Source organism: Paraflavisolibacter caeni, assembly GCF_025628885.1.
Lineage (GTDB): Bacteria > Bacteroidota > Bacteroidia > Chitinophagales > Chitinophagaceae > Flavisolibacter > Flavisolibacter caeni.
The window spans coordinates 554,507-577,907 of the sequence record NZ_JAOTIF010000002.1; the positions used below are offsets into that span (position 1 = coordinate 554,507).

A 23,401-nucleotide genomic window follows, 5' to 3' on the forward strand; every position below is an offset into this window, starting at 1 on the left:
AATGGCAATAATACCAATAGGAGGGGAGAGGAAACATGACGAATGTTTTGCAACTAATAGACCATAATCAGTCTGCCATCCTTTTGCGTCCTTCTTTCAATCATTGGCAATCCTCCTAATGTTGGATAAATTCCTCTATTTCCCTCTTGTATAGCCGGTTATCTTTTTGAAAGTTCCAAATGTCCTTTCCATAAGCAGAGCGGATATTCAACAGTATTTTATGATCCAGGCAAATGACTGTCATTTCCATCAGCCTGCTGGTAAATCCCAGGGAAATCATATGTGCCATCAGTATAGAATCATCAGCAGGCGAATAAATGACTTCTAAACCTTTCCGTCTTAAATAAGATATAATTCTGTCTTTATTTGCTTCAAAAGGAAGTCGCGTATGTATGACTTGGAAAGAAAAAGTATTGATATACTTAAACGGTATAAATAATGTGCTAAATAAAAGTATCGCCTCAATAATAAAGAGGGTCGAAAATGATACATGTCCTTGCTGATATACCTTATAGAACCCTATTCCCGCAACAATAAATCCAAATAATAGAAACAACAGGAAAAGAATATCCATTATATCCAGTTGAAAGCGTCCATTTGCTTTAATAAAGCTAATTTGCTTTTGTACTTTATTAGGGTGTTTCCCCATAATATCTATTTGGTTCAACAATGTTATGAATCTAAAAATGAAACTGTTATCGCTTATTGAATCAGAAACTTAATCTTATTGCATTGAACAATCATGATCATTGAAATCAGCAATGAAAGGGAACACCTCTGAAGAAGGAAAAATGGCTGCGGCCAAATAAAGAAAGGACTTTGTTTTCTTAGTATTCATAGTTTCGGTTGTGAGTATTCAGTGGCGCTAATATCGCACAATTTCTCAAAAAAAGTCATGACATATATAATATTTCTAACAGACACGCATATCCCATTTGCGAAGTGATCTTTATTTCTTTTGTTATTCAAGAACTTTTCCAATATGAAACATCCTAAAATTGACACGTTGTTATTCAGCTTTAGGACCCGATAGGTGATGAAATCTTCACCTTTAAGGTTCTTATAGTTTAAATCAGGTTACTTGTAGCATAGTAAAAAAATCAAGAAGTAAAACTAACTTTGAAAGATCTCTTTAATGGTTGCTCCAAACAAATAAATTGCCATGAACTATCTAACCACGCTTGACTGGATAATCATTCTACTTTATTTCGGAGTTATCGCAGGCATTTCCTGGTGGGCTGTAAAAAAGAAAAAGAAAGATTCTGCAGAAGATTATTTTTTGGCAGGCCGGCATCTCGGATGGTTTATTATTGGAGCGTCCATTTTTGCTTCTAATATAGGCTCTGAACATTTAGTGGGTCTTGCTGGCTCAGGAGCAACGGATGGGGTGGCTCTTGCACATTATGAATTGCATGCATGGTGTTTATTGGTGTTGGGTTGGATGATGGCGCCATTCTATATGCGTTCAAAAGTGTTCACCATGCCTGAGTTCCTCGAAAGAAGATTCTCTCCCCATGCGCGGACAGTGCTCTCCGTTATCTCCCTCATTGCTTATATATTGACGAAAATTGCGGTAGGTATTTACGCGGGCGGTATTGTATTCAGAGCCTTGTTGCCGGAAGTACATATTTTAGGGATGGATACTTTCTGGATAGGCTCAATCTTATTAATAGTTTTGACAGGTATCTATACAATTGTTGGTGGATTAAGAGCCGTGGCCTATACAGAGACACTTCAAACTTTTGTAAAGATCATCGGGGCTCTACTCGTCACTTATTTTGGATTGAAAGCGCTAGGCGGTTGGGATCAATTGCGTGAGATCTGCGGTAGCGAAATGTTCAATTTATGGAAACCTGTTGTCCCGGAAGGTATCGAAAGTACATGGGCTCCGGTAAAAGAAGCCGGAAGGGCAGCCTGGTATTTCAATGATAAATACCCCTGGCCGGGTATGTTGCTTTGTGCACCCATCATCGGCCTTTGGTATTGGTGTACCGACCAGTATATTGTACAGCGTGTGTTGGGTGCGCCCGATACAAAGGAGGCAAGGCGTGGTTCTATCTTTGCCGGATTTTTAAAACTCACACCGGTATTCTTATTCATTATTCCCGGTATGATTTGTTTTGCTTTGGCAAAAAGTGGGCTGAATCCTTCCATGCACCAGGAATTATTTGATGCACAGGGAAACCTGATCAGGGACAGGGCACAGGCTGCATTCCCATTGCTCGTAATGCATGTGCTTCCTGTTGGTGTGAGAGGAATAGTGGTAGCAGGATTACTCGCAGCATTAATGAGTGCATTGGCAGGTGTATTCAATGCTTCATCTTCTCTCTTCACAATGGACTTTTATTCTCGTTTCAAACCAGGTGCCTCCCAAGCTCAATTGGTATGGGTGGGACGAGTTGCTACTGTGGTTATGGTAATTATTGGTCTTTTGTGGATACCCGTGATACAGGGAGGACGAGGTCTCTATGATTATCTCCAGGGAATACAAGCTTACCTGGCGCCACCTATATTCGTCGTTTTCTTCTTTGGCATTTTTATGAAACGGCTAAATGGCCCTGGATGCCTTGCTACATTAATCACCGGTTTTGCGATAGGCCTTTTCCGTCTCGCTGTAGATACGCCTGTCAAACTAATGGGAACAAGCTATACAGAAGGCTCTTTCTTATGGATTGTAAATAATATTTTCTTTCAGTACTATAGCCTCCTGATCACCCTGGTTTGTATGCTTGTATTTATTATTGTCAGCTATGCAACAAGACCACCTGATTACGCAAAGATCAGCGGTCTTACATTCTCAACCCTTACATCGGAAGACAAAATGGAAACCAGGGCAAGCTGGGATGTAAGAGATGTTGTGTTGTCGGTATTGATGGTTGCAATGATCATTGCCATCTATGTGTATTTTACTGGGTAAGTATACCTTCGTACTTTTGTCCCGTTATGGAAAAGAAAGTTAGAGTTCGTTTTGCACCAAGCCCTACAGGTGGTTTGCATATAGGCGGTGTACGCACCGTGCTGTACAATTATTTATTTGCCAAACATCATGGCGGCGACTTCATTCTGCGCATTGAAGACACTGACCAAACCCGTTATGTTCCCGGAGCCGAAGAATATATATACCAAACCCTCGAGTGGTGTGGTCTTCACCCGGATGAAAGCCCGAAGCACGGAGGCAACTTTGCTCCTTACCGCCAAAGCGAAAGGAAAGAAATGTATAGGAAATATGCAGAAGAGCTGGTGCAGAAAGGCTATGCTTACTACGCATTCGATACCGCAGAAGAGCTGGACGCTATGCGGGCACGCTTACGTACAAACGAAAATCCTAGTCCTCAGTACGATCGCACAGTACGCATGCAAATGCGCAATTCATTGGTGTTATCAGAGCAGGAAACCGCTGATCTCCTGGCTGCCGGTACACGCCATGTCATTCGTATCAAAATGCCCGAGAATGAAACCCTTTCTTTCACCGACCTCATCCGGGGCGAAGTGACATTCGATACTTCTGTGGTGGATGATAAAGTATTGCTGAAAGCGGATGGTATGCCTACCTATCACCTGGCAGTGGTTGTGGATGATTACTTGATGCAGATATCCCATGCCTTCCGTGGCGAGGAATGGCTGCCCAGTGCTCCCGTTCATGTGTTGTTGTGGCGCTACCTCTTTGGCGAGGATGCCATGCCGCAATGGGCACACCTGCCGCTGATCCTCGGACCTAATGGTAAGCTGAGCAAACGCGATGGTGCCAAATATGGCTTCCCTGTCTTTGCGGCCAACTGGACCGATGCCAAAACCGGCGAACTCACTGAGGGCTTCCGCGAAAGAGGATTCCTACCCGAAGCTTTTATCAACATGCTGGCGATGCTGGGCTGGAATGATGGTACCGACCAGGAAGTGTTTTCTTTAGAAGAACTGGTGCAAAAATTCGCTATCGAGAAAGTACACAAAGGCGGCGCTAAGTTCGATTACGAGAAAGCCAAATGGTTCAACCACGAATGGATCAAAAAGCTGGATGTAAAACATTATGAAGGTGAGGTCAAAAAGATCTTTGTTGAAAAAGGCTGGCACCCTGGCGTTGAAAGCTATTTGGAAAAAGTGCTCAACCTGGTGAAAGACAGGTGCACCTTGCTTTCAGATTTCTGGGAACACAGCTACTTCTTTTTCAAAGCGCCTGCTGAACTGGATACGACGCCTATCAAATCCAAATGGAATGATACCAAGGAAGGATTCTTTTTCTCCTTTGCTAAAGCCTTGTCTAGCCTGAGTGATTGGAGTGCTGCTTCAATTGAGGCGTTGTTCAAGCAATTGGCAGAACAGGCTTCTATTAAACCCGGCGAACTACAGCTACCTTTACGCATCATGTTAGTGGGTGGCAAATTTGGTCCTCCCGTCTTCGACATCGTACAGGTGTTGGGCAAAGAAGAGGCCATTGGCCGTATTCACTCCGGCCTCAATATGATTAGGGAGGCTGTGTAATACGTCTTTGAGCAATCTATTTTGTTCATTGTCTGTAGCTCAGTTATTGATGATCTGGCCTTGAAGGGAGCTTTCATTTCCTTTTTGAACCAACGATGAATAATCAGTAATCAATAATCCTCATTACAAGTTCACTATGAATAAAAAGGACTGGTTAATAATCGCATCCTTGGCAGCACTGAAACTGGTGCTGCCTTTTTTATTGCAACATCCCGTATACGAACTCCACAGGGATGAATACCTGTATTTTGAACAAGGCCGCCACCTCGACTTTGGCTTCCTGGAAAATCCGCCCCTTATTGGCTTTATGGCTTCAATTTCATCGCTCTTGGGAGGTTCCTTCTTCTGGATCAAGTTCTGGCCTGTACTGATAGGCGCAATGACCATCATCGTCACGGCCGGCGTTGCAAGGGAGTTGGGTGGCAAGTTGTTTGCTTGCATCATAGCTGCCCTGGGTATTATGTTTACTGCCTACATGCGTATCCATTTCCTCTTTCAACCTAATGCTTTAGAGATCTTTTCCTGGACACTGGCTGGTTATTTCCTGCTCCGCTATATCAATACCCATCAAAATAAATATATTTACCTGCTCAGCATGGCGCTGGTCCTAGGCTGGTGGAGTAAATACTCAGTCTTGTTTTTCATCATTGCCATTCTGATTTCTCTACTCCTTTCTCCATACAATAAGTTATTCCTCAAAAAGCATTTCTGGCTGGCTTCGTTGCTTGGCATTGTTTTGATCCTTCCTAATGTTATCTGGCAATACATGCATAACTGGCCTCTGCTGCACCATATGGAAGAACTGAGAGCGACACAATTGCAATACATCAATAAATCAGATTTTATCAAAGACCAGTTCTTGCTATTGTTTCCCGTAGTATTCGTCTGGCTGGGTGGGTTGGTATGGCTGCTGTTCCAACATAAATACAGGATCATAGCTATCATCTACCTGTTCACAGTTCTGCTGATCATGCTGGGCAGCGGTAAAGCATATTACACCTTGGGTGCTTATCCAATGCTGCTGGCGGCAGGAGGGGTGTGGCTACAAAGAATCAGCATGGAAAGAATCTGGTTGCGTTGGTTCGCTGTAGCCTTGATCTTATTTTTATCTATTCCGTTCATCCCGGTATTGCTGCCCATGCAGCCACCACAAAAAATGGCGGTCTCTAACAAGAAGTTCAAACTGGATCAGTTGGGGCTTTTGAAGTGGGAAGACCTGCAAAATCATCCTTTACAACAGGACTTTGCCGATATGATCGGCTGGAGAGAATTGGCCGGTAAAGCTGAGACCTTTTTTCATTCATTGCCCGACACAGCCAGGAGAAATACCATTGTGTATTGCCGCAACTATGGTCAGGCTGGCGCTTTAAAGTATTATGCCTCCGATCCTGATTTTAAACGCAAAGTCATCTGCGACAATGGAACCTTTCTGTTGTGGATTCCCGATCACCTTCAATTCAAACACCTGCTCTTCATTGGTCATAACATGCCAGGTAATAAAGATGCCGTATTTCAGCATTTCCAAAGAGTAACCATCATCGACTCTGTCAGCAATCACTTGTCTCGCCAATACGGCGATAAGGTTATCTTTTTCCAAAACGCATCTGATAGTGCAAGGCAGCTGGCTAATACGGGGATAAAAGAAGTGAAAGCCGAATTTGGCCAATGAGTTATCTTTAAGCAAGCGGTAATCAAAATCATCTTTTTTTACCTGACTTGGTATTCATCTTTGCGCCGTTTTCAAAAGGTTATGAATTCCGCTGAATTAAAATAACAGTAAACAAACAAAAATGAATTATTCAACACTCCTTACTTCTTTAGAAAATCATATTCTTACCATTACCATCAACCGGCCAGATAAACTGAATGCTTTGAATAAGACAGTGATGTCTGAGCTGGAATCGGCCATAACAGAATTCGAAAGCAACCCCGAAGCAAAAGCTGCTATCATTACCGGTGCCGGTCCTAAAAGTTTTGTCGCTGGAGCAGACATTAGCGAATTCGTGGGCTTAAGCAGTGCTGAAGGGATGGAGCTGGCCCGTACTGGTCAGAATATCTTCTTCCGTATAGAAAACTGTAGCAAGCCCATTATGGCTGCAGTGAACGGCTTTGCTTTGGGCGGTGGCTGCGAACTGGCCATGGCCTGCCACTTCCGCATTGCCAGTGACGCAGCTAAGTTTGGCCAGCCAGAAATTAACCTGGGTATTATGCCCGGTTATGGTGGTACACAGCGTTTAGTACAATTGATAGGCAAAGGAAGAGCCTTTGAAATGCTCATGACCGGCAATATGATCGGTGCCACTACCGCCTTGCAGTATGGTCTTGTGAATCATGTATTTAATAGCGAAGAACTGCTCGATAAAGCGAAAAGCATATTGAGTTTAATTACTACCAAAGCGCCGCTAGCCCTGAGCCGTATCATTACTGCAGCCAATGCCGTTTTCGACCAAAGCCGCAATGGTTACAACGTAGAAGTTGAAGCCTTTGGCGAATGTTTCAATACCGAAGATATGAAAGAGGGTACCTCCGCATTCCTGGAGAAAAGGAAACCTGTCTTTAAAGGAAAATAATTTCCTCTAATCTAGGATATCCTTTGTCTCCTGCTGTTCCAGGCGGTGCGGCTCTTTAGTAAATATGGAAAGAATACAATACAGTATAAAGATCACAGGTACTGCCAGCCACTTTAAAAATAGTGCACAAATTATGGCCGCTACCACAAGGATGTATTTGGTAAGGTTATTCTGAACAGAGTAATCCTTGAACTTAAGTGCCATAAACGAACGGTCACACACCATCAGATACGAAAGCACAATGATAATCCCATACAACACCCATTCATTGATAAATAATGTATGCAAACCAAAGTATTCATGCAGAATGATCAGTGGAAAAGATGCTACTACCAAACCGGCTGCTGGCGAAGGGACACCCCTGAAGTTATAAGTTTGATTGGTTGCAATATTAAACTTAGCCAGTCTCCAGGCCACAGCACCGGAAAATATAAATGCCGGTACCAATGCCATAAAAGAAACATCCAGGCCGTATTCCTGTTGTGCATAGCTGATGCGCAGCAACTGGTACAGGATCATGCCGGGAGCTACGCCAAAGCTCACAACATCACTAAGTGAGTCAAGCTGCTTGCCCATTTCGGAAGTAGCTTTCATAGCCCTTGCCAGGAAACCATCCAGGAAGTCAATGATAGCCGCACCAAAAATGAACAGCGAGCCCCACCAGATACGCTCAGGCAGAAACACCTGTGTGGCGCCAAGGTTATCCATCACTACAATGGTTTCTCCCGTTTGTAAAATGAAAACAATTGCAATGCAGCCAAAGATCAGGTTAAGTACCGTAAATAGGTTGGGGATATTACCGATCAAGCCTATGCTTCCAAAAGAAGAAGGCCCTTGCATATAGCTATTAGGATTGTTCTTAGTCATTTATGATTCAATTGTTCTAACGTTGAAAGTTTTCATATAGCTGGCTTGGCAGCGCTGATGCTCTCCGCCTTAGGCGGACTGGGGTGTTGTAGATGGTACAGCCTGGCTTTCCATCGCCGCTTCAATTTCTTCCACGGTAATCGGAATCCCCCTGAATAGATCAATATTCCCATCTTCAGTGATCCATACATTATTTTCGATACGGATGCCCATGCCTTCTTCTTCAATATAAATTCCGGGTTCTATCGTAAACAACATTCCGGGTTTAATAGATTCTGTGCGGGTTCCTAAATCGTGCACGTCTAGGCCCAGGTGATGTGAAATCCCGTGATACAGGTATTTACGATAGGCCCTGTTAATAGGATCTTCATTCAGTACTTCTTCTTCTTTCAGCAAGCCAAGCTTTAAAAACTGCTGGGTAGCTTCTTCACCTACCTTTTCTGTATAATCCAAGATCGAAATCCCTGGCTTCAATATACTTTTGGCAAAGTTGTGCAGGTGCAGGCAGGCATTGTACACTTCCTTCTGGCGTTCAGTGAACTTCCCGTTTACAGGAATAGTTCGTGTTAAATCTGCCGCATAACCACCATAGTTAGCGCCAAAGTCCATCAAAATAAGTTCACCATCCTTGCACTCTTGGTTATTCGAAACATAGTGCAGTGTCCTGGCCCTGTCTCCGCTCGCAACAATACTGCCATACGCTTGCCCTTCTGCCCGCTGGCTTAAGAAAGAATGGATGATCTCTGCTTCGATCTCGTATTCCATTACCCCTGGCTTTACAAACTTCATTACACGCTCAAAAGCTTTCCCCGTGATTTCAATGGCTTTTTTGACAACTTCAATTTCATAGGCCGTTTTAACACCACGCAATTCCTTCATCAGTTTAGCCGCCCTTTCATATTGGTGCAAAGGGAAGCGGGCCTTCATTTCATCTACAAATCGGTAGTCTCTGGTGCGCAGTAAGCTTCCTTTTCGGTCGTTCTCATTGGTGTCCAGGTAAATAGAATCGGCTAAGTGTATCCATTGCTGCAATAAAGGATCAAGGCTGTCAAGCCATACGATTTGCTCCATGCCATTGATGGCAGTAGCTTCTTCTTTGCGCAATCTCTTGCCATCCCATTTTTCCTTCATTTCGTTGGGACGTACCAGCACCAGCACTTCCCGGTATTTAGGGTCTGGGTTATCTGGGAAAAGGACCACCATCGTATCTTCCTGAACAATACCGCTCAACCAGTACAGGTCGCTGTTTTGTTGAAAGGGATAAAGAGCATCTCCGTTAGAGGGTACTTCATCGTTGCTTACAAAAATGGCAATTGAGTTGGGCTTCATTCTTTCTACAAAGCGTTGCCTGTTCGTGATGAATATTTGTGGGTTTAAAGGAAGATTTTTCATGTCTGATGAATTGGTTATTTCCGAATGAGAGCAAAATAACCGATTTCTGGTTGCTTAGCCACAAAAAAAAACACCAGTGGAAACTGGCGTTGTGTTAATATAAAAAACTTGCAACTAGGAATTAAAATAACAAACTAAATTTTACCTATACATTACCAGCAGATGAATAAATTGTAAACACTTTCCCGCTCTCCAACCCCACCCCCCAAACTTCAAACTTCAAACTCTCCAACCTTCAATATCCCCTTCTACCATCTATCATCACTCATCCGCTCTCCTGTCTCCCCTCAAATACCTCCCCATTATCCTGTGATAAGCGTCTGAAGTCAGCCGCCCTGCTTTGCCATCTGTACGTAAGTGAATCCCGGCAATGTTCAGTAACTGCTGTAATTCTTTGGCCAAAGGATCATAAACTACAGGATCAAAAACAACTTGTTCTCCTGTCTGTCGAATGCGGGTAATCGTATCAACTTCTCCCGCAACTGCAATCTGTTGCTCACTCATTCTGCGCAAAAGCACTGCGGCCCCGATTTGCCTTGAAACAGCATTCGGATCAAAGAACCCATCCGACGTAAACTTGCCCTTTTTATAGTGGGAAGAAAAGCTCCACAAATAAGGTGATTTGATGTTTTTAGAGCGGTATCCAAAGCCATTATAGCGTTCAAACTGGAAAAGAATGCCTGGTACAGACCAGTCAGTCCATTGATCAAGTGATTTCATTTTCAAGGCATCAATGGCACTGTCTTCCCATGTAAAAGGAGGGTTGCCATTAGCTGGACAATTCTTGGGCACATGCACCGTACGGGCAGTCAGGGGATCGCCATTGTGCAGGTGACAGGTAAAATCACCGCTGCATTCCATCATATGTATAATGCCAATAAAATACCATGGGATGCCTGTTTGCGTGGAAACAGCTTCATAACGGGGTTTGGAAGCTACGATCTTTCTTACACAATTGTCTACAACACTATATTTTTCATCAGGAATATCGCAATGGTCAAAAAGATGCTGGTATTCTCTTTTTAAGTCCAAAGTGAATGCGAGTGGCATAAGTTAGGGTTTTGGTTCAGCCTGCTGGGCATGGAATTGTAATTTACAAAGATTAATTTATTATGCCCCCACCGAACTCACCACTCATCACTGATAAAACTGCCCCGCCGGCATCTTAAACACCCTGCCCTTTTGAAAGGTTGAAAAGCTCGTATATTCTTCGTTATGTGTTTTTGTCCAGTTTTCGTAAGCAGGCAGGTTTTCTACCGTGCCAAACAGCCATTGGTTGTAGGCATCAAACATGCCCTCACGAATCAACTGCTGCTGGTAATCGAATAGCTTAAAAGGAAATTTGCTGGCATAGTTAGCAAACCAGTCAAGGATAAACCGTGTGCGGATCATTGTGAGCACCTCTGTATTGAGTCCTTTATTGGTTAATGATGCCTGTTTGCTCATTGCTTGCAGGAAGGCCTTGGTGAAATTGTTTTTGCTGTCCTGGTCCTTCATCATGTCCACATCAGCAAACAACTTTTCCTTATAGCTGTCCAGTAATAATTTTTTCATGGCAGATCCTCTCTCAGTAAGGCTTTCCATATTTACGAAGATCTCGCCATAAACAATTGCCCAAACTTTATCTTTTGTATGGTAATAATAAAGGGCTGCATTGTAGTAGTTACCGGCATAGGAAGGGTCCGTCTCAATACCTTTTTTCCATTGGTCAATAGCAGAAAATTCCTTCTGGGCCCAGAGCAACTCTCCGTATTCACTATAGAGAGCACCGCTTTTAGGGTACTTCTTTAATGCCTTCTTATACATTTTTTCTGCTTCTTTCGCTTCTTCCAAAGCTTTGTATACGTTACCTGCTAATTGGTATGATACTACATCAGCGTTCTCGTTTGCAAGCAAAGCTTCCACACCAGCCTTGGCTCTTACATAATCTCTTTTATAATAATAGGCTAATACCAGGTCTTTTTGCAGGTCCAGGTTTTTGGTATCTGCTTGCAATGCCCGGTTTAAAACCAGGATTGCATTGTCAAAATCTCCTGAACGCATAAAACTGCGGGCGGTTTCTTGTAGGTTTTGCTCTTGTTGCTGGCCTTGAGCAAATATTTGAGAATAAAAAATAACCAGGGCTACGGTGAGCGAAACAATTCTTTTCATCTGTAATATGGTTTGAGTAATTCGTTTTTCTCTCGCGGCAAAGTAAAAGCAAAAGAGACGCCATTTAACGTCTCTTTGGGAAAATAACATATTGTTTAGCCACTTACCTTGGTAAATCTTTTTAGTGAATAAGGGTGAAATACAATAGGGTGTCAGGAAATAATGGATACTGCAAAGCTTATTTAAAGTTTTGCAGTAAGAATAAAAACTTTTTGAAATAATTTAGAAAAGTTTTAACTTTTCATTCTCGATTGCTGGTATTAGGAGGTAATATGCCTGATAAAACCCTGCTATATAAAAAGAAGATTATTAAACACCTCTACTTTAATTCTGTTCTTTCCTGCACAGAATTGAGTGGGAGAATAAAGAAAAGTCTTCCGGTCACTACCAAAATACTCAATGACCTCATAGAAGAAGGGCAGGTTATAGAAAAAGGACATGCTCCTTCAACAGGTGGGCGCCGGCCTGCAACGTATTCACTAAACCCTGGTCTCCTGTATATTGTTGCTGTAGCAATGGACCAATTTGTTACACGGATTGCCATTCTTAATACACTTAATAATGAGGTTGAAAGGGAAAAAAGATTTGAACTTCCCCTTCCTGGAAATAAAGATGCCCTTTCTGATTTAACGGTGATGATTGCTCAGGTAATTGACCAATCAGGAATTCCAAAAGATAAAATAGCAGGTATTGGTATTGGAATGCCCGGTTTTGTTGATGTGCGTAAGGGTGTCAATTATTCTTTTCTGCAAGCACCAGGCTCCAGCATTACTAGCTATATATCAAATGCAGTGAACCTGCCGGTTTTTATCGACAATGATTCGAGTCTGATTGCCCTGGCTGAGCTGCGCTTTGGTGCGGCCAGGGAACGAAGTAATGCTATGGTTATCAACTTAGGCTGGGGTATTGGTTTGGGTATGGTGCTCAATGGCGAGTTATTCAGAGGTCATAATGGATTTGCAGGAGAGTTCAGCCATATTCCCATCTTTTCGAATGGAAAATTGTGCAGTTGTGGAAAAAGGGGATGTTTGGAAACAGAAGCCTCCATGCTAGTGGTTATCCAAAAGGCGATAGAAGGCCTAAAACAAGGGCGTTTGTCCAGGCTAAAACCCTCACTCCTGGAACACTTCGAGCAAGCAAGTGAATCCATCATTGCCGCCGCCCGCGAGGGCGATCAGTATGCTATTGAATTATTTTCCGAGGCTGGCTATAACATTGGCCGGGGTGTAGCTATATTGATACACCTTATGAATCCTGAAGTTGTTGTATTGAGTGGAAGAGGCGCTGGCGCCGGCAAAATATGGTTAGCTCCAATACAACAGGCGCTTAACGAGCATTGTATCCCCAGGCTCGCTGACAATACAAGCATTGAGTTCTCTACACTTGGCTATCGGGCAGAGCTGATAGGAGCCGCTTCTTTGGTAATGGATTATTTTGAAAAAGAACCATTTGAGCAAAAACGTTTAATGGAGCAGCAATCCATTTAAATAGCTGTCTAATTAAGTATTAGTTGTCTTCGTCCTCCCTGATGAAATGCTGATCAGTTTCATTCTTCACTTAAAATTATTCAAGATGAAAAAGTATCGACTACTCACTTTCATTTTACTCCACACCGTCTTCTTTGCTTTTGCGCAAAACCGACAGGTCAGCGGTGTCATTACCGACGTCCAATCCAACCAGCCTTTAGTGGGCGTAACTATTCAGGTGGCCAATCAAAAAACAACTGCGGTTACCGGGCCAGATGGAAAGTTCACGATCAATGTTCCAAATGGAAAATCTATTTTAAACGTCTCATATGTTGGGTATCAAACGAAGTCCATTGAAGTAGCCCCCGATCAAAATAGCATCAGCTTGGGCATGGAAATAATGGCAGGTCAGATGAACGAAGTTGTAGTAACAGCCTTAGGCATCAAGAAAGAACAACGCAAGCTGGGGTATGCTACGTCCACTGTCTCAGGACAGGATATTGTAAAAACAGTACCTACCAACTTCGCCTCTGGCTTATATGGTAAAGCGCCTGGCGTGCAAATCAATACAATGCCTGGTGGTGCTACCAGCGCTGTTAGTATACAGATCAGGGGAATAAGCTCTTTATCTTTCCAAAGAGAGCCCTTATTAGTGGTTGATGGAGTCATTGTTCGTAATGGTGGAGCCAACAATGAGGGATATTGGGGCGGTAACCAGAAGTTGAATGGAAATGGTTTATTAGATATTAATCCGGAAAATATAGAAAGTGTCAACATTTTAAAGGGAGCAGCAGCTTCTGCGCTCTATGGCTCAGATGCCAATTTTGGTGTTATTGTGATTACCACCAAAAGTGGTAAAGGATATAAGAAAGGAATTGGCGTTGATGCAAGCTTTTCTGCAAATGTGGAAAATGTAGCCAATAATCCGGACTATCAGAATACATATGGGCCAGGGTATGACCGTGCTACCAACCTTTCACAAGGATATGATGAGGACGGGTGGTTTCATACGAATGTGAACGGTCAGGATGTTGTTTATCCTTACGCCAGGGCATATGGTCAGTTTGGGCCAAAAATGGATGGACGCCAGGTGTATTGGTGGGATGGGGTAATGCGGCCATATGACCCGCAGCCCGATAACTGGAAAGAATTTTATAGAACAGGGCATAGTTACGTGGCAAATGTGGCAATAAACAACGCTACAGATAAATTGAACTACCGTTTTTCTTATACGCGCAACGATTACAAAGGAATACAAATAGGCGGCGATCAGAATAAGAATACATTCAACTTCAACACATCTTATAAAATAACTCCTAAGCTTACTTTTGATTTGGTAGCCGGCTATATTAATGAAAAAGTGCACAACCGGCCTAGGCAGATCTATTACCTGACCAATAATTTCGGTGGTTTCTATAGCCGTGCTGATAAAATGGACGTGTATTTTAATAAATACCAGACATCCAAAGGGTATAAGTGGGTAGACTTTAATTCCAACCTTGACCAGGATGAACGGCTAAAATATAATATACGGGCAAAAGACTTCCTGGACTTCCTTTGGTTTCAACAGGCAAACAGTTATGATGAGATCACCAATCGCCTGGTAGGTTCCGCTACGCTGAACTATAACATTATCAAAGGTCTGAATTTACGTGGCCGTTATGGTACAGACTATACCGGTTACTCGCTGGAAAGCAAGGAAAGATCCACGCAACAAATATCAGCAGGCGCAAGTGGTGCATACAGTACCCAAAACAACAAGTATAATTTTACATATGGTGACTTGTTATTATCCTACGATCACAAATTAATGGAGAATTTAGGTTTGACTGCTTCCATTGGATATCAGGCCCGCAAGGAAGATTACAAGTATAATTCCGCTAGCACCCGCGATGGGTTGACCACAGAAAACTGGTTCAGTATGAGTGCATCCAAAACCCAAAATAGTGATGGTACCGTACCTGGAAGTAGCTCTCGCTCCACCCTGGTTAAGGATGGCTTGTTTGGCATTCTGAGTTTTGATTACCACAATTATCTATTTGTAGAAGGAACGATACGCAGGGAACGTTCTTCAACTTTAAATCCGGACAATAATACTTTTTATTACCCCGGTGTTAGTGCTGCATTTGAGTTAAGCAATGCCTTCAGCCTCCCTGAGGTGATTACATATAGTAAACTAAGAGCCGCCTGGGGTATTGTGGGTAATCCTCCGCCTCCATATTATTCTAATGTTGTTTATACTGCAGGGAACATTCAGGGTGTGCCTTCTTTAACACCACCTACTTCAGGTTATGGAAATCCTAATTTAAAGAATGAGTCGAAACATGAATTAGAATTTGGATGGGAAAACAGGTTATTCAGCAATCGTTTAGGCTTCGATATTACTTATTACAATGATAAGATCAAAGATCAGATTCTGACACTTACCACTCCATCCACTACCGGTTCTTCAAGTGTAGTGGTAAATGTGGGCGACATGCGCAACTATGGCCTGGAACTTTCTTTGTATGGTACTCCGCTCCAAATGAGAGATTTTACATGGGATAGCCGCTTAAACCTGTCATTCAACCGCAATAAGGTAGAGACATTAATGGAAGGTCTGGAATTCCTTGATCATGCCAACATTGACAATGGGTCTTTGCTGGTACGGTCTAAAGCTGGTGAAATAGCCGGAAATATATATGTCTACAAAAGGCAAGTAGATAAAAACGGCAATTATATTGTTAATGACGCTGGATTCTATTTGGTAAACTATGACCAACAGCAAAAAATAGGTAACATTCAACCAAAAATGACAGGAGGGCTCATTAATACACTTAATTATAAAAATTTCAGTTTTAACTTCCTGATCGACTTCCGTTATGGCGGACAGGTGGTATCTCCGAGTATGTTGTATACCACGGCTGCTGGAATGTATTCCAGTACAATGTTTGGTAGAGATGCCGAACACGGTGGTATACCTTATTATATAGACGCAGCCGGCAAATTTGTTCGTGTAGCAGATGGTGCAACTACTGGTCCAAATGGACAAAAAGTTTATCATAATGGAATGATACTTAAAGGGGCAACTAAAGATGGCAAAGAAAATACGACTATTATAGATGCTCCGAGATATTATTTGAACACTTTTGATTGGGGGTCTTGGCCTGGTTATCAGACAAACAGCTTGTACGAAGCCGCTGTATTTGACAACGATTTTGTCAAATTGAGAGAAGCATCGCTTTCTTACGAATTTCCTACTAGTATTACCAATAAAATAAAAATGCAACACCTCACCCTCACTTTCTTTGGAAGAAACCTTTTCTATTTCTATAAGTCACTTCCAAATTTGGATCCCGAAGAAGGTGTCGGTACAGACTGGGTAAGCAGGGCTACTTCGGTTGGTAGCGGTAATGCGGCAACTCGTTCTTATGGTGCAAGCATTCGATTCAACTTTTAATATATCTGTTGAACGTTTAAATCAACTATTATGAAAAATATGAAAAAGCTGATCATTTATATATCTTTTTCCTTGATGGCTGTGGTGCTGTTTTCCGGTTGTAAAAAAAGTGACTTTTCTGAAAATTATTACAACCCGGAAAAGGCTGTTACTGCAGATGTGCCAAGCTTGTATGCAGGCCTATTCAAAAATGAAACAATATTACCGCGTTACTGGAACCTATATACATTCCAGGTTCCTGTGCTGGGCACCTATACCCAGATAGCTGGGTATACAAATGGTAGTGGTGTTTATGAACAGCCAAATAATTATACGGGTGATCGTTGGAACGATTTCTACAAGAATGTTATGGCGCGTTACAGGGAAATTGAAAAACATTACAATGCCTTAACTTCTGCAGACGATAAGGAAGGTTATAAGTTGTTTTTAGAAACAGCGCAGGTATTTGTATACGATCAGGCAACGCAAATAGTAGATATGTGGGGCGATATACCATTTTCAACTGCAGGCGGGCTGAACGCTGAAGGAAAAATTATACTGCCTGGCTACGACAATGGTGAAAGCCTCTATAATACAGCGCTCACCGAACTCAAGCGTATATCTGATTATTTGGCAACAGTTACTCCTAATAATTTTTATCTTTCACAATTGAAGTCAACTGATTATGTGAATAGCGGGGACTTACTAAAATGGAGGAAATATACTAATTCGGTATTGCTACGGCTGGCAATGCGGATATCGTATAAAGATGAAGCCAAAGCAAAGTCAATCGTGCAGGGTCTTTTAGCCAATCCTACGCAATACCCGTTGGCAGAAGATGTTCTGGATAAGATTACGATTCAACCCAATAGCCCAACAAGTAGCCTTGCTCCGGCTGATCAAAAAGAAATTTGGAATGGTTTTGACGTAATTCCATATCCGGGAGCAAAGATGGTCAATGAAATTATGGTGCCTACTAACGACCCAAGACTACCGGTTTACTTTACAACAAACAAAAATGGAGTGTACAATGGGGTTGCCAATACATTAACCGAGGCCCAGGTAGCAGAAGGTGCTACTAATTTTATATTTTCACGCTGGGACTCCACAACGTTTACATATAACCACCTGCTGCCGGGGATTTTGGTAACGCCAGCTGAAGTGAATCTGCTGAAAGCGGAAGCTTTTGAAAGATGGGGAGGAGGAAGTGCAAAAGATGCCTATGAAAAAGGCATACGGCTATCCATTGCTTTTTGGTATGGTATCAACAACATCAGCGACCGTGTTGAAGACAAAGTTGAGCCACCTACAGAAGCTGCAATAATGGCTTACTTAGCAAAACCTTTAGTGGCTTATGGAACAGATAACCTGAATAAAATTGCCACACAGAAATGGATCAACTTTACAATAATGCAGGCACAAATAGCTTGGTCAGAAATAAGGAGAACAAAATTGCCGGTACTTTCTTTCCCCAATGATCCGACTTCTGTTGCTGCACCCAATCCCCCTACAAGATTGTTGTATCCTTCTGCTGAACGGACTTTAAATACAGCTAATTATAATGCAGTGAAAGATAAAGACAACACGACAACTAAACTCTTCTGGGATGTAAGATGAATGATGTAAAACAAAAGAGGCGCCATTCGGCGCCTCTTTTGTTTTATTAAATCACATGCGTCAACAATCCATCCCTCAACTTAGGTTCAAACCAGGTGCTCTTGGGTGGCATTACATTACCTGTATCCGCAATGTCAAACAACTGCTGAATCGTAACAGGATGCATACTGAAAGCAGCTTTCATTTCTCCACTATTCACTCTTTTCTCCAGTTCGCCCAGTCCACGGATACCACCTACGAAGTCGAGGCGCTTATCAGTACGGGGATCATGAATATTCAGGATCTTACTCATCACATTCTCCTGCAGAATAGTCACATCCAGCACGCCAATCGGATCATCCTTGTAGGTGCCAGGCTTTGCAGTGAGCATGTACCATTGACCGCCTAAGTACAAACCAAACTGGTTGAGTGCTGCTGGTTGTACTGGTTGATCACTTTTTGTAATTGTAAATTCTTCTTCAAGCTTCTTCAGGAATTCTTCATCACTCAGGCCATTCAGGTCTTTCACAACACGGTTGTAATCCAGGATCGCCAATTGATTGGCAGGGAAAATGGTGGTCAGGAAGTACTGTGCATCTTCGCTGTCAGGCAATTCCTTGCTCACCTTGGCTGCTGAGGCAGCACGGTGGTGACCATCAGCAATGTAAGTAACTGGTATCTTTTCTTTGAACAGGTTAGTGATGGCATCAATGGTTGCTGTCGCATCCACTACCCAGATCGCATGTACAATACCGTCATTGGCAGTAAAATAGTATTCAGCATTGTGATGATGCTTCCAGTGGGCAAAAATGTCGTTCAGTTCTTTTAGGTCTTTGCAAGCCAGGAACACATTTCCTGTTTGGGCACGGATAGTGCGCATGTGACTAATGCGGTCCAGTTCTTTTTCTGGTCTTGTGAATTCGTGTTTCTTAATAACATCATCAGAATAATCCTGGACAGAAGACACGCATACAAGCCCTGTTTGCGAACGGCCTTTCCATTGTAGTTCGTATATATAGTAGCAAGGCTTGTCTTCCTGGAAAAGAACTTTCTTGTCGATCAGCTCCTGCAAATTGCTTTTAGCTTTTTGATATACTTCGTCTGTATGAATATCGATACCTGCAGGCAGGTCTATTTCAGACTTGGTCACATGTAAAAAAGAAATTGCATTGCCTGCGGCCTCTTTCTTAGCTTCTTCTGAATTTAAAACATCATAAGGTCTGGAGGCTACCTGATCTGCATATTCATTGTGCGGACGGAGCGCCCTGAAGGGTTTAATGTGCGCCATTGTTTTATATTATTGCTTCTGTTTAGTTCAAAAAGTTATTGATGATAGAATTATCCCTTGCTGATCGCAAAATTTCTCATGACATCAGTTAATGCCACAACACTTTCATAAGGCAAAGCATTGTACATGCTGACACGGAAACCGCCAACACTACGGTGGCCTTTAACACCCACCATGCCTTCCTGCTCACAGATAGCTGCAAATTCTTTTTCCAATGCAGGATCTTCCATTACAAAGCAGGCGTTCATCTTGCTGCGGTCTTCTTTAGCTGTAGTTCCTTTGAAAATGGGGAAACTATCCAGCGTATCATAGAACAATTGAGCCTTACGGTCATTTTCTTTTTCTATAGCAGCAACACCGCCTTTGCTTTTTAACCAGCGAAGGGTAAGCATACAAACATAAACTGCAAAAACAGGAGGGGTATTGAGCATGGAACCATTTTCGATATGGTTGCGGTAATCCACCATAGTAGGCAGTTTACGGCTTACTTTGCCAAGGATATTCTTGTTCACAACCACCATCGTTACACCTGCAGCACCAATATTCTTTTGTGCGCCGGCATAGATCAGGTCAAACTTGTTGAAATCCATCTGGCGGCTCAAAATGTCACTGCTCATATCAGCAACCAGCGGCAGGTTCTTTTCATAAAAAGGTGTAAAGTCTTGCCACTGGGTTCCAAAAATAGTATTGTTACTGGTCAGGTGTAGGTATACAGATGCAGGATTTACATCGAACTTTTTAGGTATATATGTGTAATTGCTTTCTTTAGAACTGCATACGACTTCTACGCCTCCGAAAAGCTTGGCTTCTTTGATGGCTTTGGTTGCCCAAACGCCTGTGTCGGTGAAAGATGCGACTGCCTTTTCATCAAGTAAGTTCATTGGCACCTGGTAGAACTGCGTGGAAGCACCGCCTTGCAAAAACAGCACTTCATGGTCCGCATCCAGGTTCATTAGTTCTTTGGCTAAAGCTACAGCTTCGTCCATCACCGGCTGGAACAGCTTGGTACGGTGACCAATTTCCAGTATGGAAAGTCCGGAGTTGTTGAAGTTCAGTACAGCCTGGCTGGCTTCTTCAAAAACCTCTTTGGGCAGGATGCCTGGACCTGCGCCAAAATTGTGCTTGGTAGCTTTTTGTACCTGTTCAGCGGTGTTCATACTAGTAAAATTTGCCGCAAAAGTAATACATCCCGCTCACTCATGCTCCCTGCCTTTGCCATTCCCCGCTTTCCAGGCATTATTGAGCAATTCAAATTCCTGCTGTTCTTCCTGTGTAATTGGGGGCTGATCCAAACGGGTAAGATCAGGCTGCCCTGCATTCACCCAGGCTGTATACCAGAAAGATGCTATGGCAAATATGGACTGGCGCATACGCCTTTCGATCATTCCCTTCAATAATGCATCATAAGCCTTTGAAAAAGAAGTGGAATATTGTCGGGTGATGACGCCGTTACGCTCTTCGAAGGCAAACTTTCGATCGGTAGAAAAACTGTTGGTGAGTGCTTTCTCACTGCGCAAAACAGTATCGGCGGCAACAGCGCTTTCTAGGACGCGTTTCCAGATAAAGTCCGTAGGATTGCTGATATAGGAAGCTTTGCCGAGGAAGAAATCCCAGCTTTGCTCAGCCAGCAGTTCTGGCACCCGGCTTTCCCAAAAAGCATGAATGCCCTTCTGTCCTGTGAATTGTCCATTGTAGTTACTGTTCGTATGCAGGGGCACATGGGCGTCAGCAACATAATGGCTAATGTCTGCAGACAGTTTTAAAATTTGAGCTGCATTTTTTTCTTTGAAGGCATTGGTAAGCCGGCGCAGCATAATTTGTGTCCACCAGGGTACGATGCCATGTTGCTGCAGGCTGTCTTCCGAAAATTTGCCAATAGCGTCTTCCCATTTTCGGGGCAGCGTTTCAAAAGGGTAGGACCCATAGCGGTCCATATCAATAAAATGGCGTTGTGCTTCCCCTTCCATCATATAACGCCTTTTATCAGGATCAACAGCATGTTCACTAATAAAATGGATATGCGGTTTATAAAATGCCAGCATCTGTGGAGGTAATAGAAATACAGCATAATAACTCATCCTCCGATGTGCATAAAAGCCCCACGAAAAGGAATACAGGCTTAAGGAAAGAAACGCAACAAGCAAAAGAACCTTTTTCATAAAGCAGAAAGTTATGGTTAGCTCTAATATACACAACTCTCCACGAAAAACAGAGTGATACAGGGATTTTCAAAAATCATTTGTATGGATCAGCTTGGTTGGGTAATTTACGTGGTGGTGGCAATTTATAAAAGCGTCCTTCAGCAATATAACCTTTATCCACTCTAGAGACCTTTTGCGTTCTAATTCTGAAGAAATGCTTAATGGAATAGCTGCAAAGAAGATAGTTTATCGAAATAAAAGATTTATGAAAAATAATCCGACATGTTATTAGAAGGATACATTGAGTTTGAAAATGAAATTCCAGTGGCTTTAGAATGTTTAGGAAAAGAATTTCCTATAGTAATTGCAGGAATTGCAGGATTGTTAGCAATGCCATTGATGTTTCAGGGCTTTAATGATGAAAGAAAGCTGGGGCCGTTACAGTCGCCTGAACAAGGCAATGTTAAATATAAAGATCACTTTCATTGGGGTTCGGTGCATTCCTGGCCAAGCGGAGATTCTGCTATCAGGGCTTGTAAAATTTTATTCAATGATATTGATGAACAATCCTTTGAAAAAACGGGAAACAGAATTGCACAGGAATTACAAAAGTGGCGTAGTCTTTTAATAGATAATATTAGTTTAATGTTAGAGAAAGATTATCGAGGGACAAGAAGATCATTAGAGTCTAATAATTTCGGTTTTGGAGAATTCGGTTTATTCAGAAAAAAAGAGGGGTCAGATAAAGAGTTCATTCCTGAAGAGCTCAAGTGTCAGGTTATTGAAGTGATAATTGAAAATACTTTAGACTTCAATGTTGAAGGAATACAACAAGTATTAGATGCCACTTCAAAAGGCAAAGCACCATTACTGCCATTTTATTTTTTATTCGATGCAGAGAGAGCAAGGTTTGAGAAAAATTATCGTAAGTCGATATTAGATTCTGCTACTGCAGTTGAAGTATGCTTTTCATTTCTAATCAGTCAATTATTACCTTTTAATGAAGACCTGAATAAATACGTTGCATCAAAACATAATTCCCTGCGATTGAAAAGAGATTTATTAAAAGTTTTAAAAGTGTCAATACCAGTAAGAGAAAAAGAATACATAGAGGACCTGGATATAGTTAGAAATAAAGTTATACATGCAGGACATATTCCAACTGTCCATGAAGCATACACTGCTTATAAAATAGCGAAAGAAACATTGTATGCTTTATTACCAAAGAAGTATGAAATATAAGGATCTAAAAAATTACAGAAAGAATGACTGCCTCTAAAACTGTGTTTATTCAATGCTGGCTGAAGAATATGATTTAAACTGAATAATTAAACAAAAGAGCAAAGGCGGAACGGTGGCAACCTAGACGTCTGCCACTTTGTAAAGCCTATAAAATGTTATACACAACTTTAATGAAACTACTTCAACTTCCACCGACTATAAGAACAGCTAGGCCCGATGAGGTTCCAAAGCGACCAGAATTCTTAGATAAAATAACAGCAAGTAAAGCAGCTAATATCGTCGAAGGGTACGTCTTTCACTATAATGAATCCCATGACCTTCCTTTTCGGTTCTTTGCTGAAATAAATGTGGATAATAAAAATTTGTGGACTTTGTTTAAGACTCTGTTTCTTCAACTACCTGAAGAAATTTGTCTTGTTTATAATTATAAAGATGATGAACCCACTTATAGTGGCTATACTAATAAATATGAAGTGCTAAATAAACTGGAACAATTCAATGTTGAAATAACACAGGATGGATTTTTGGAAATCGGAGCTTTGTTCAACGATGAAAACTTTATGGAAGAAGTTTTTATACGCAGCCCTAAATACTTGCAATACTGGGGAGTCGACGAAGAGCGTTTTCGTAAAACAATGACAGAATTTGAGCTATACGAAGTGCCGGCTCTAAATTTTATAGACGAATACCCACTCGTAACAGAGGCTCTACGTCTATATAATTCTGATGTTAGAGAAACAAATGAGGTGCTGGAGCAACTTGGTACAATTATTCTCATGGAAGAATAATGTTGT

General features: G+C 42.1%; 17 protein-coding genes. 9 read left to right on the top strand and 8 right to left on the bottom strand.

What is annotated here, in order from left to right; genetic code table 11:
* Positions 1–115 precede the first annotated feature (115 nt).
* The gene (locus tag OCK74_RS06360) at positions 116–649 is read right to left on the bottom strand and encodes a hypothetical protein (RefSeq protein WP_279296174.1); all 534 of its coding nucleotides are present in this window, start codon (positions 647–649) and stop codon (positions 116–118) included.
* A 513-nt stretch (positions 650–1,162) separates the two neighbouring features.
* Between OCK74_RS06360 and OCK74_RS06365 the strand changes: the two genes are divergently transcribed.
* The 4 genes from OCK74_RS06365 (at position 1,163) to OCK74_RS06380 (ending at position 7,046) form a co-directional block, all read left to right on the top strand.
* Positions 1,163–2,917, top strand: coding sequence for a sodium:solute symporter (locus OCK74_RS06365; protein WP_279296175.1), 1,755 nt, complete (start codon positions 1,163–1,165; stop codon positions 2,915–2,917).
* Between the two features lie 26 nt (positions 2,918–2,943).
* The gene (gltX, locus tag OCK74_RS06370; RefSeq protein ID WP_279296176.1) at positions 2,944–4,476 is read left to right on the top strand and encodes a glutamate--tRNA ligase; all 1,533 of its coding nucleotides are present in this window, start codon (positions 2,944–2,946) and stop codon (positions 4,474–4,476) included.
* Positions 4,477–4,612: 136 nt separating this feature from the next.
* A complete protein-coding gene (locus tag OCK74_RS06375) occupies positions 4,613–6,145 on the top strand; it encodes an ArnT family glycosyltransferase (protein ID WP_279296177.1) in 1,533 nt (510 codons plus the stop codon).
* A 121-nt stretch (positions 6,146–6,266) separates the two neighbouring features.
* Entirely contained in the window at positions 6,267–7,046 is a 780-nt protein-coding gene (locus OCK74_RS06380; RefSeq protein ID WP_279296178.1) for an enoyl-CoA hydratase/isomerase family protein, read from the top strand.
* A gap of 6 nt (positions 7,047–7,052) precedes the next feature.
* Here the strand turns inward: OCK74_RS06380 and OCK74_RS06385 are convergent, their stop codons facing one another.
* The 4 genes from OCK74_RS06385 to OCK74_RS06400 all read right to left on the bottom strand — a co-directional run bounded on the left by OCK74_RS06385 (position 7,053) and on the right by OCK74_RS06400 (position 11,456).
* Entirely contained in the window at positions 7,053–7,913 is an 861-nt protein-coding gene (locus OCK74_RS06385) for a CDP-alcohol phosphatidyltransferase family protein (protein ID WP_279296179.1), read from the bottom strand.
* A gap of 69 nt (positions 7,914–7,982) precedes the next feature.
* Positions 7,983–9,305, bottom strand: coding sequence for an aminopeptidase P family protein (locus OCK74_RS06390; RefSeq protein ID WP_279296180.1), 1,323 nt, complete (start codon positions 9,303–9,305; stop codon positions 7,983–7,985).
* A gap of 261 nt (positions 9,306–9,566) precedes the next feature.
* Positions 9,567–10,355 carry a hypothetical protein gene (locus tag OCK74_RS06395; RefSeq protein WP_279296181.1) on the bottom strand — a complete coding sequence of 263 codons (789 nt, stop codon included), beginning with the start codon at positions 10,353–10,355 and terminating at the stop codon, positions 9,567–9,569.
* Between the two features lie 87 nt (positions 10,356–10,442).
* Positions 10,443–11,456, bottom strand: a complete 1,014-nt coding sequence (locus tag OCK74_RS06400; protein ID WP_279296182.1) for a tetratricopeptide repeat protein — start codon at positions 11,454–11,456, stop codon at positions 10,443–10,445.
* A gap of 272 nt (positions 11,457–11,728) precedes the next feature.
* Between OCK74_RS06400 and OCK74_RS06405 the strand changes: the two genes are divergently transcribed.
* From OCK74_RS06405 to OCK74_RS06415, 3 genes are all read left to right on the top strand, one after another.
* Positions 11,729–12,943, top strand: a complete 1,215-nt coding sequence (locus tag OCK74_RS06405) for an ROK family protein (RefSeq protein ID WP_279296183.1) — start codon at positions 11,729–11,731, stop codon at positions 12,941–12,943.
* 85 nt (positions 12,944–13,028) lie between these two features.
* Positions 13,029–16,361, top strand: a complete 3,333-nt coding sequence (locus OCK74_RS06410; protein WP_279296184.1) for a SusC/RagA family TonB-linked outer membrane protein — start codon at positions 13,029–13,031, stop codon at positions 16,359–16,361.
* A 30-nt stretch (positions 16,362–16,391) separates the two neighbouring features.
* Positions 16,392–17,957: a SusD/RagB family nutrient-binding outer membrane lipoprotein gene (locus OCK74_RS06415; protein WP_279296185.1), complete on the top strand. Its 1,566-nt coding sequence runs from the start codon at positions 16,392–16,394 to the stop codon at positions 17,955–17,957.
* A 46-nt stretch (positions 17,958–18,003) separates the two neighbouring features.
* Here OCK74_RS06415 and OCK74_RS06420 read toward each other — a convergent pair whose 3' ends face one another.
* From OCK74_RS06420 to OCK74_RS06430, 3 genes are read right to left on the bottom strand one after another with little or no spacing between them, the layout of a single operon-like run.
* Positions 18,004–19,224 (bottom strand): DUF1015 domain-containing protein, encoded by a 1,221-nt coding sequence (locus tag OCK74_RS06420; RefSeq protein ID WP_279296186.1) that lies wholly within the window; start codon positions 19,222–19,224, stop codon positions 18,004–18,006.
* A gap of 50 nt (positions 19,225–19,274) precedes the next feature.
* A complete protein-coding gene (serC, locus tag OCK74_RS06425) occupies positions 19,275–20,381 on the bottom strand; it encodes a 3-phosphoserine/phosphohydroxythreonine transaminase (RefSeq protein WP_279296187.1) in 1,107 nt (368 codons plus the stop codon).
* Positions 20,382–20,417: 36 nt separating this feature from the next.
* A complete protein-coding gene (locus OCK74_RS06430) occupies positions 20,418–21,383 on the bottom strand; it encodes a zinc dependent phospholipase C family protein (RefSeq protein ID WP_279296188.1) in 966 nt (321 codons plus the stop codon).
* Positions 21,384–21,647: 264 nt separating this feature from the next.
* On the opposite strand from OCK74_RS06430, the gene OCK74_RS06435 reads away from it, so the two are divergent.
* Entirely contained in the window at positions 21,648–22,607 is a 960-nt protein-coding gene (locus OCK74_RS06435; RefSeq protein WP_279296189.1) for a hypothetical protein, read from the top strand.
* A gap of 152 nt (positions 22,608–22,759) precedes the next feature.
* Positions 22,760–23,395 (top strand): hypothetical protein, encoded by a 636-nt coding sequence (locus tag OCK74_RS06440; protein WP_279296190.1) that lies wholly within the window; start codon positions 22,760–22,762, stop codon positions 23,393–23,395.
* Positions 23,396–23,401: the final 6 nt, after the last annotated feature.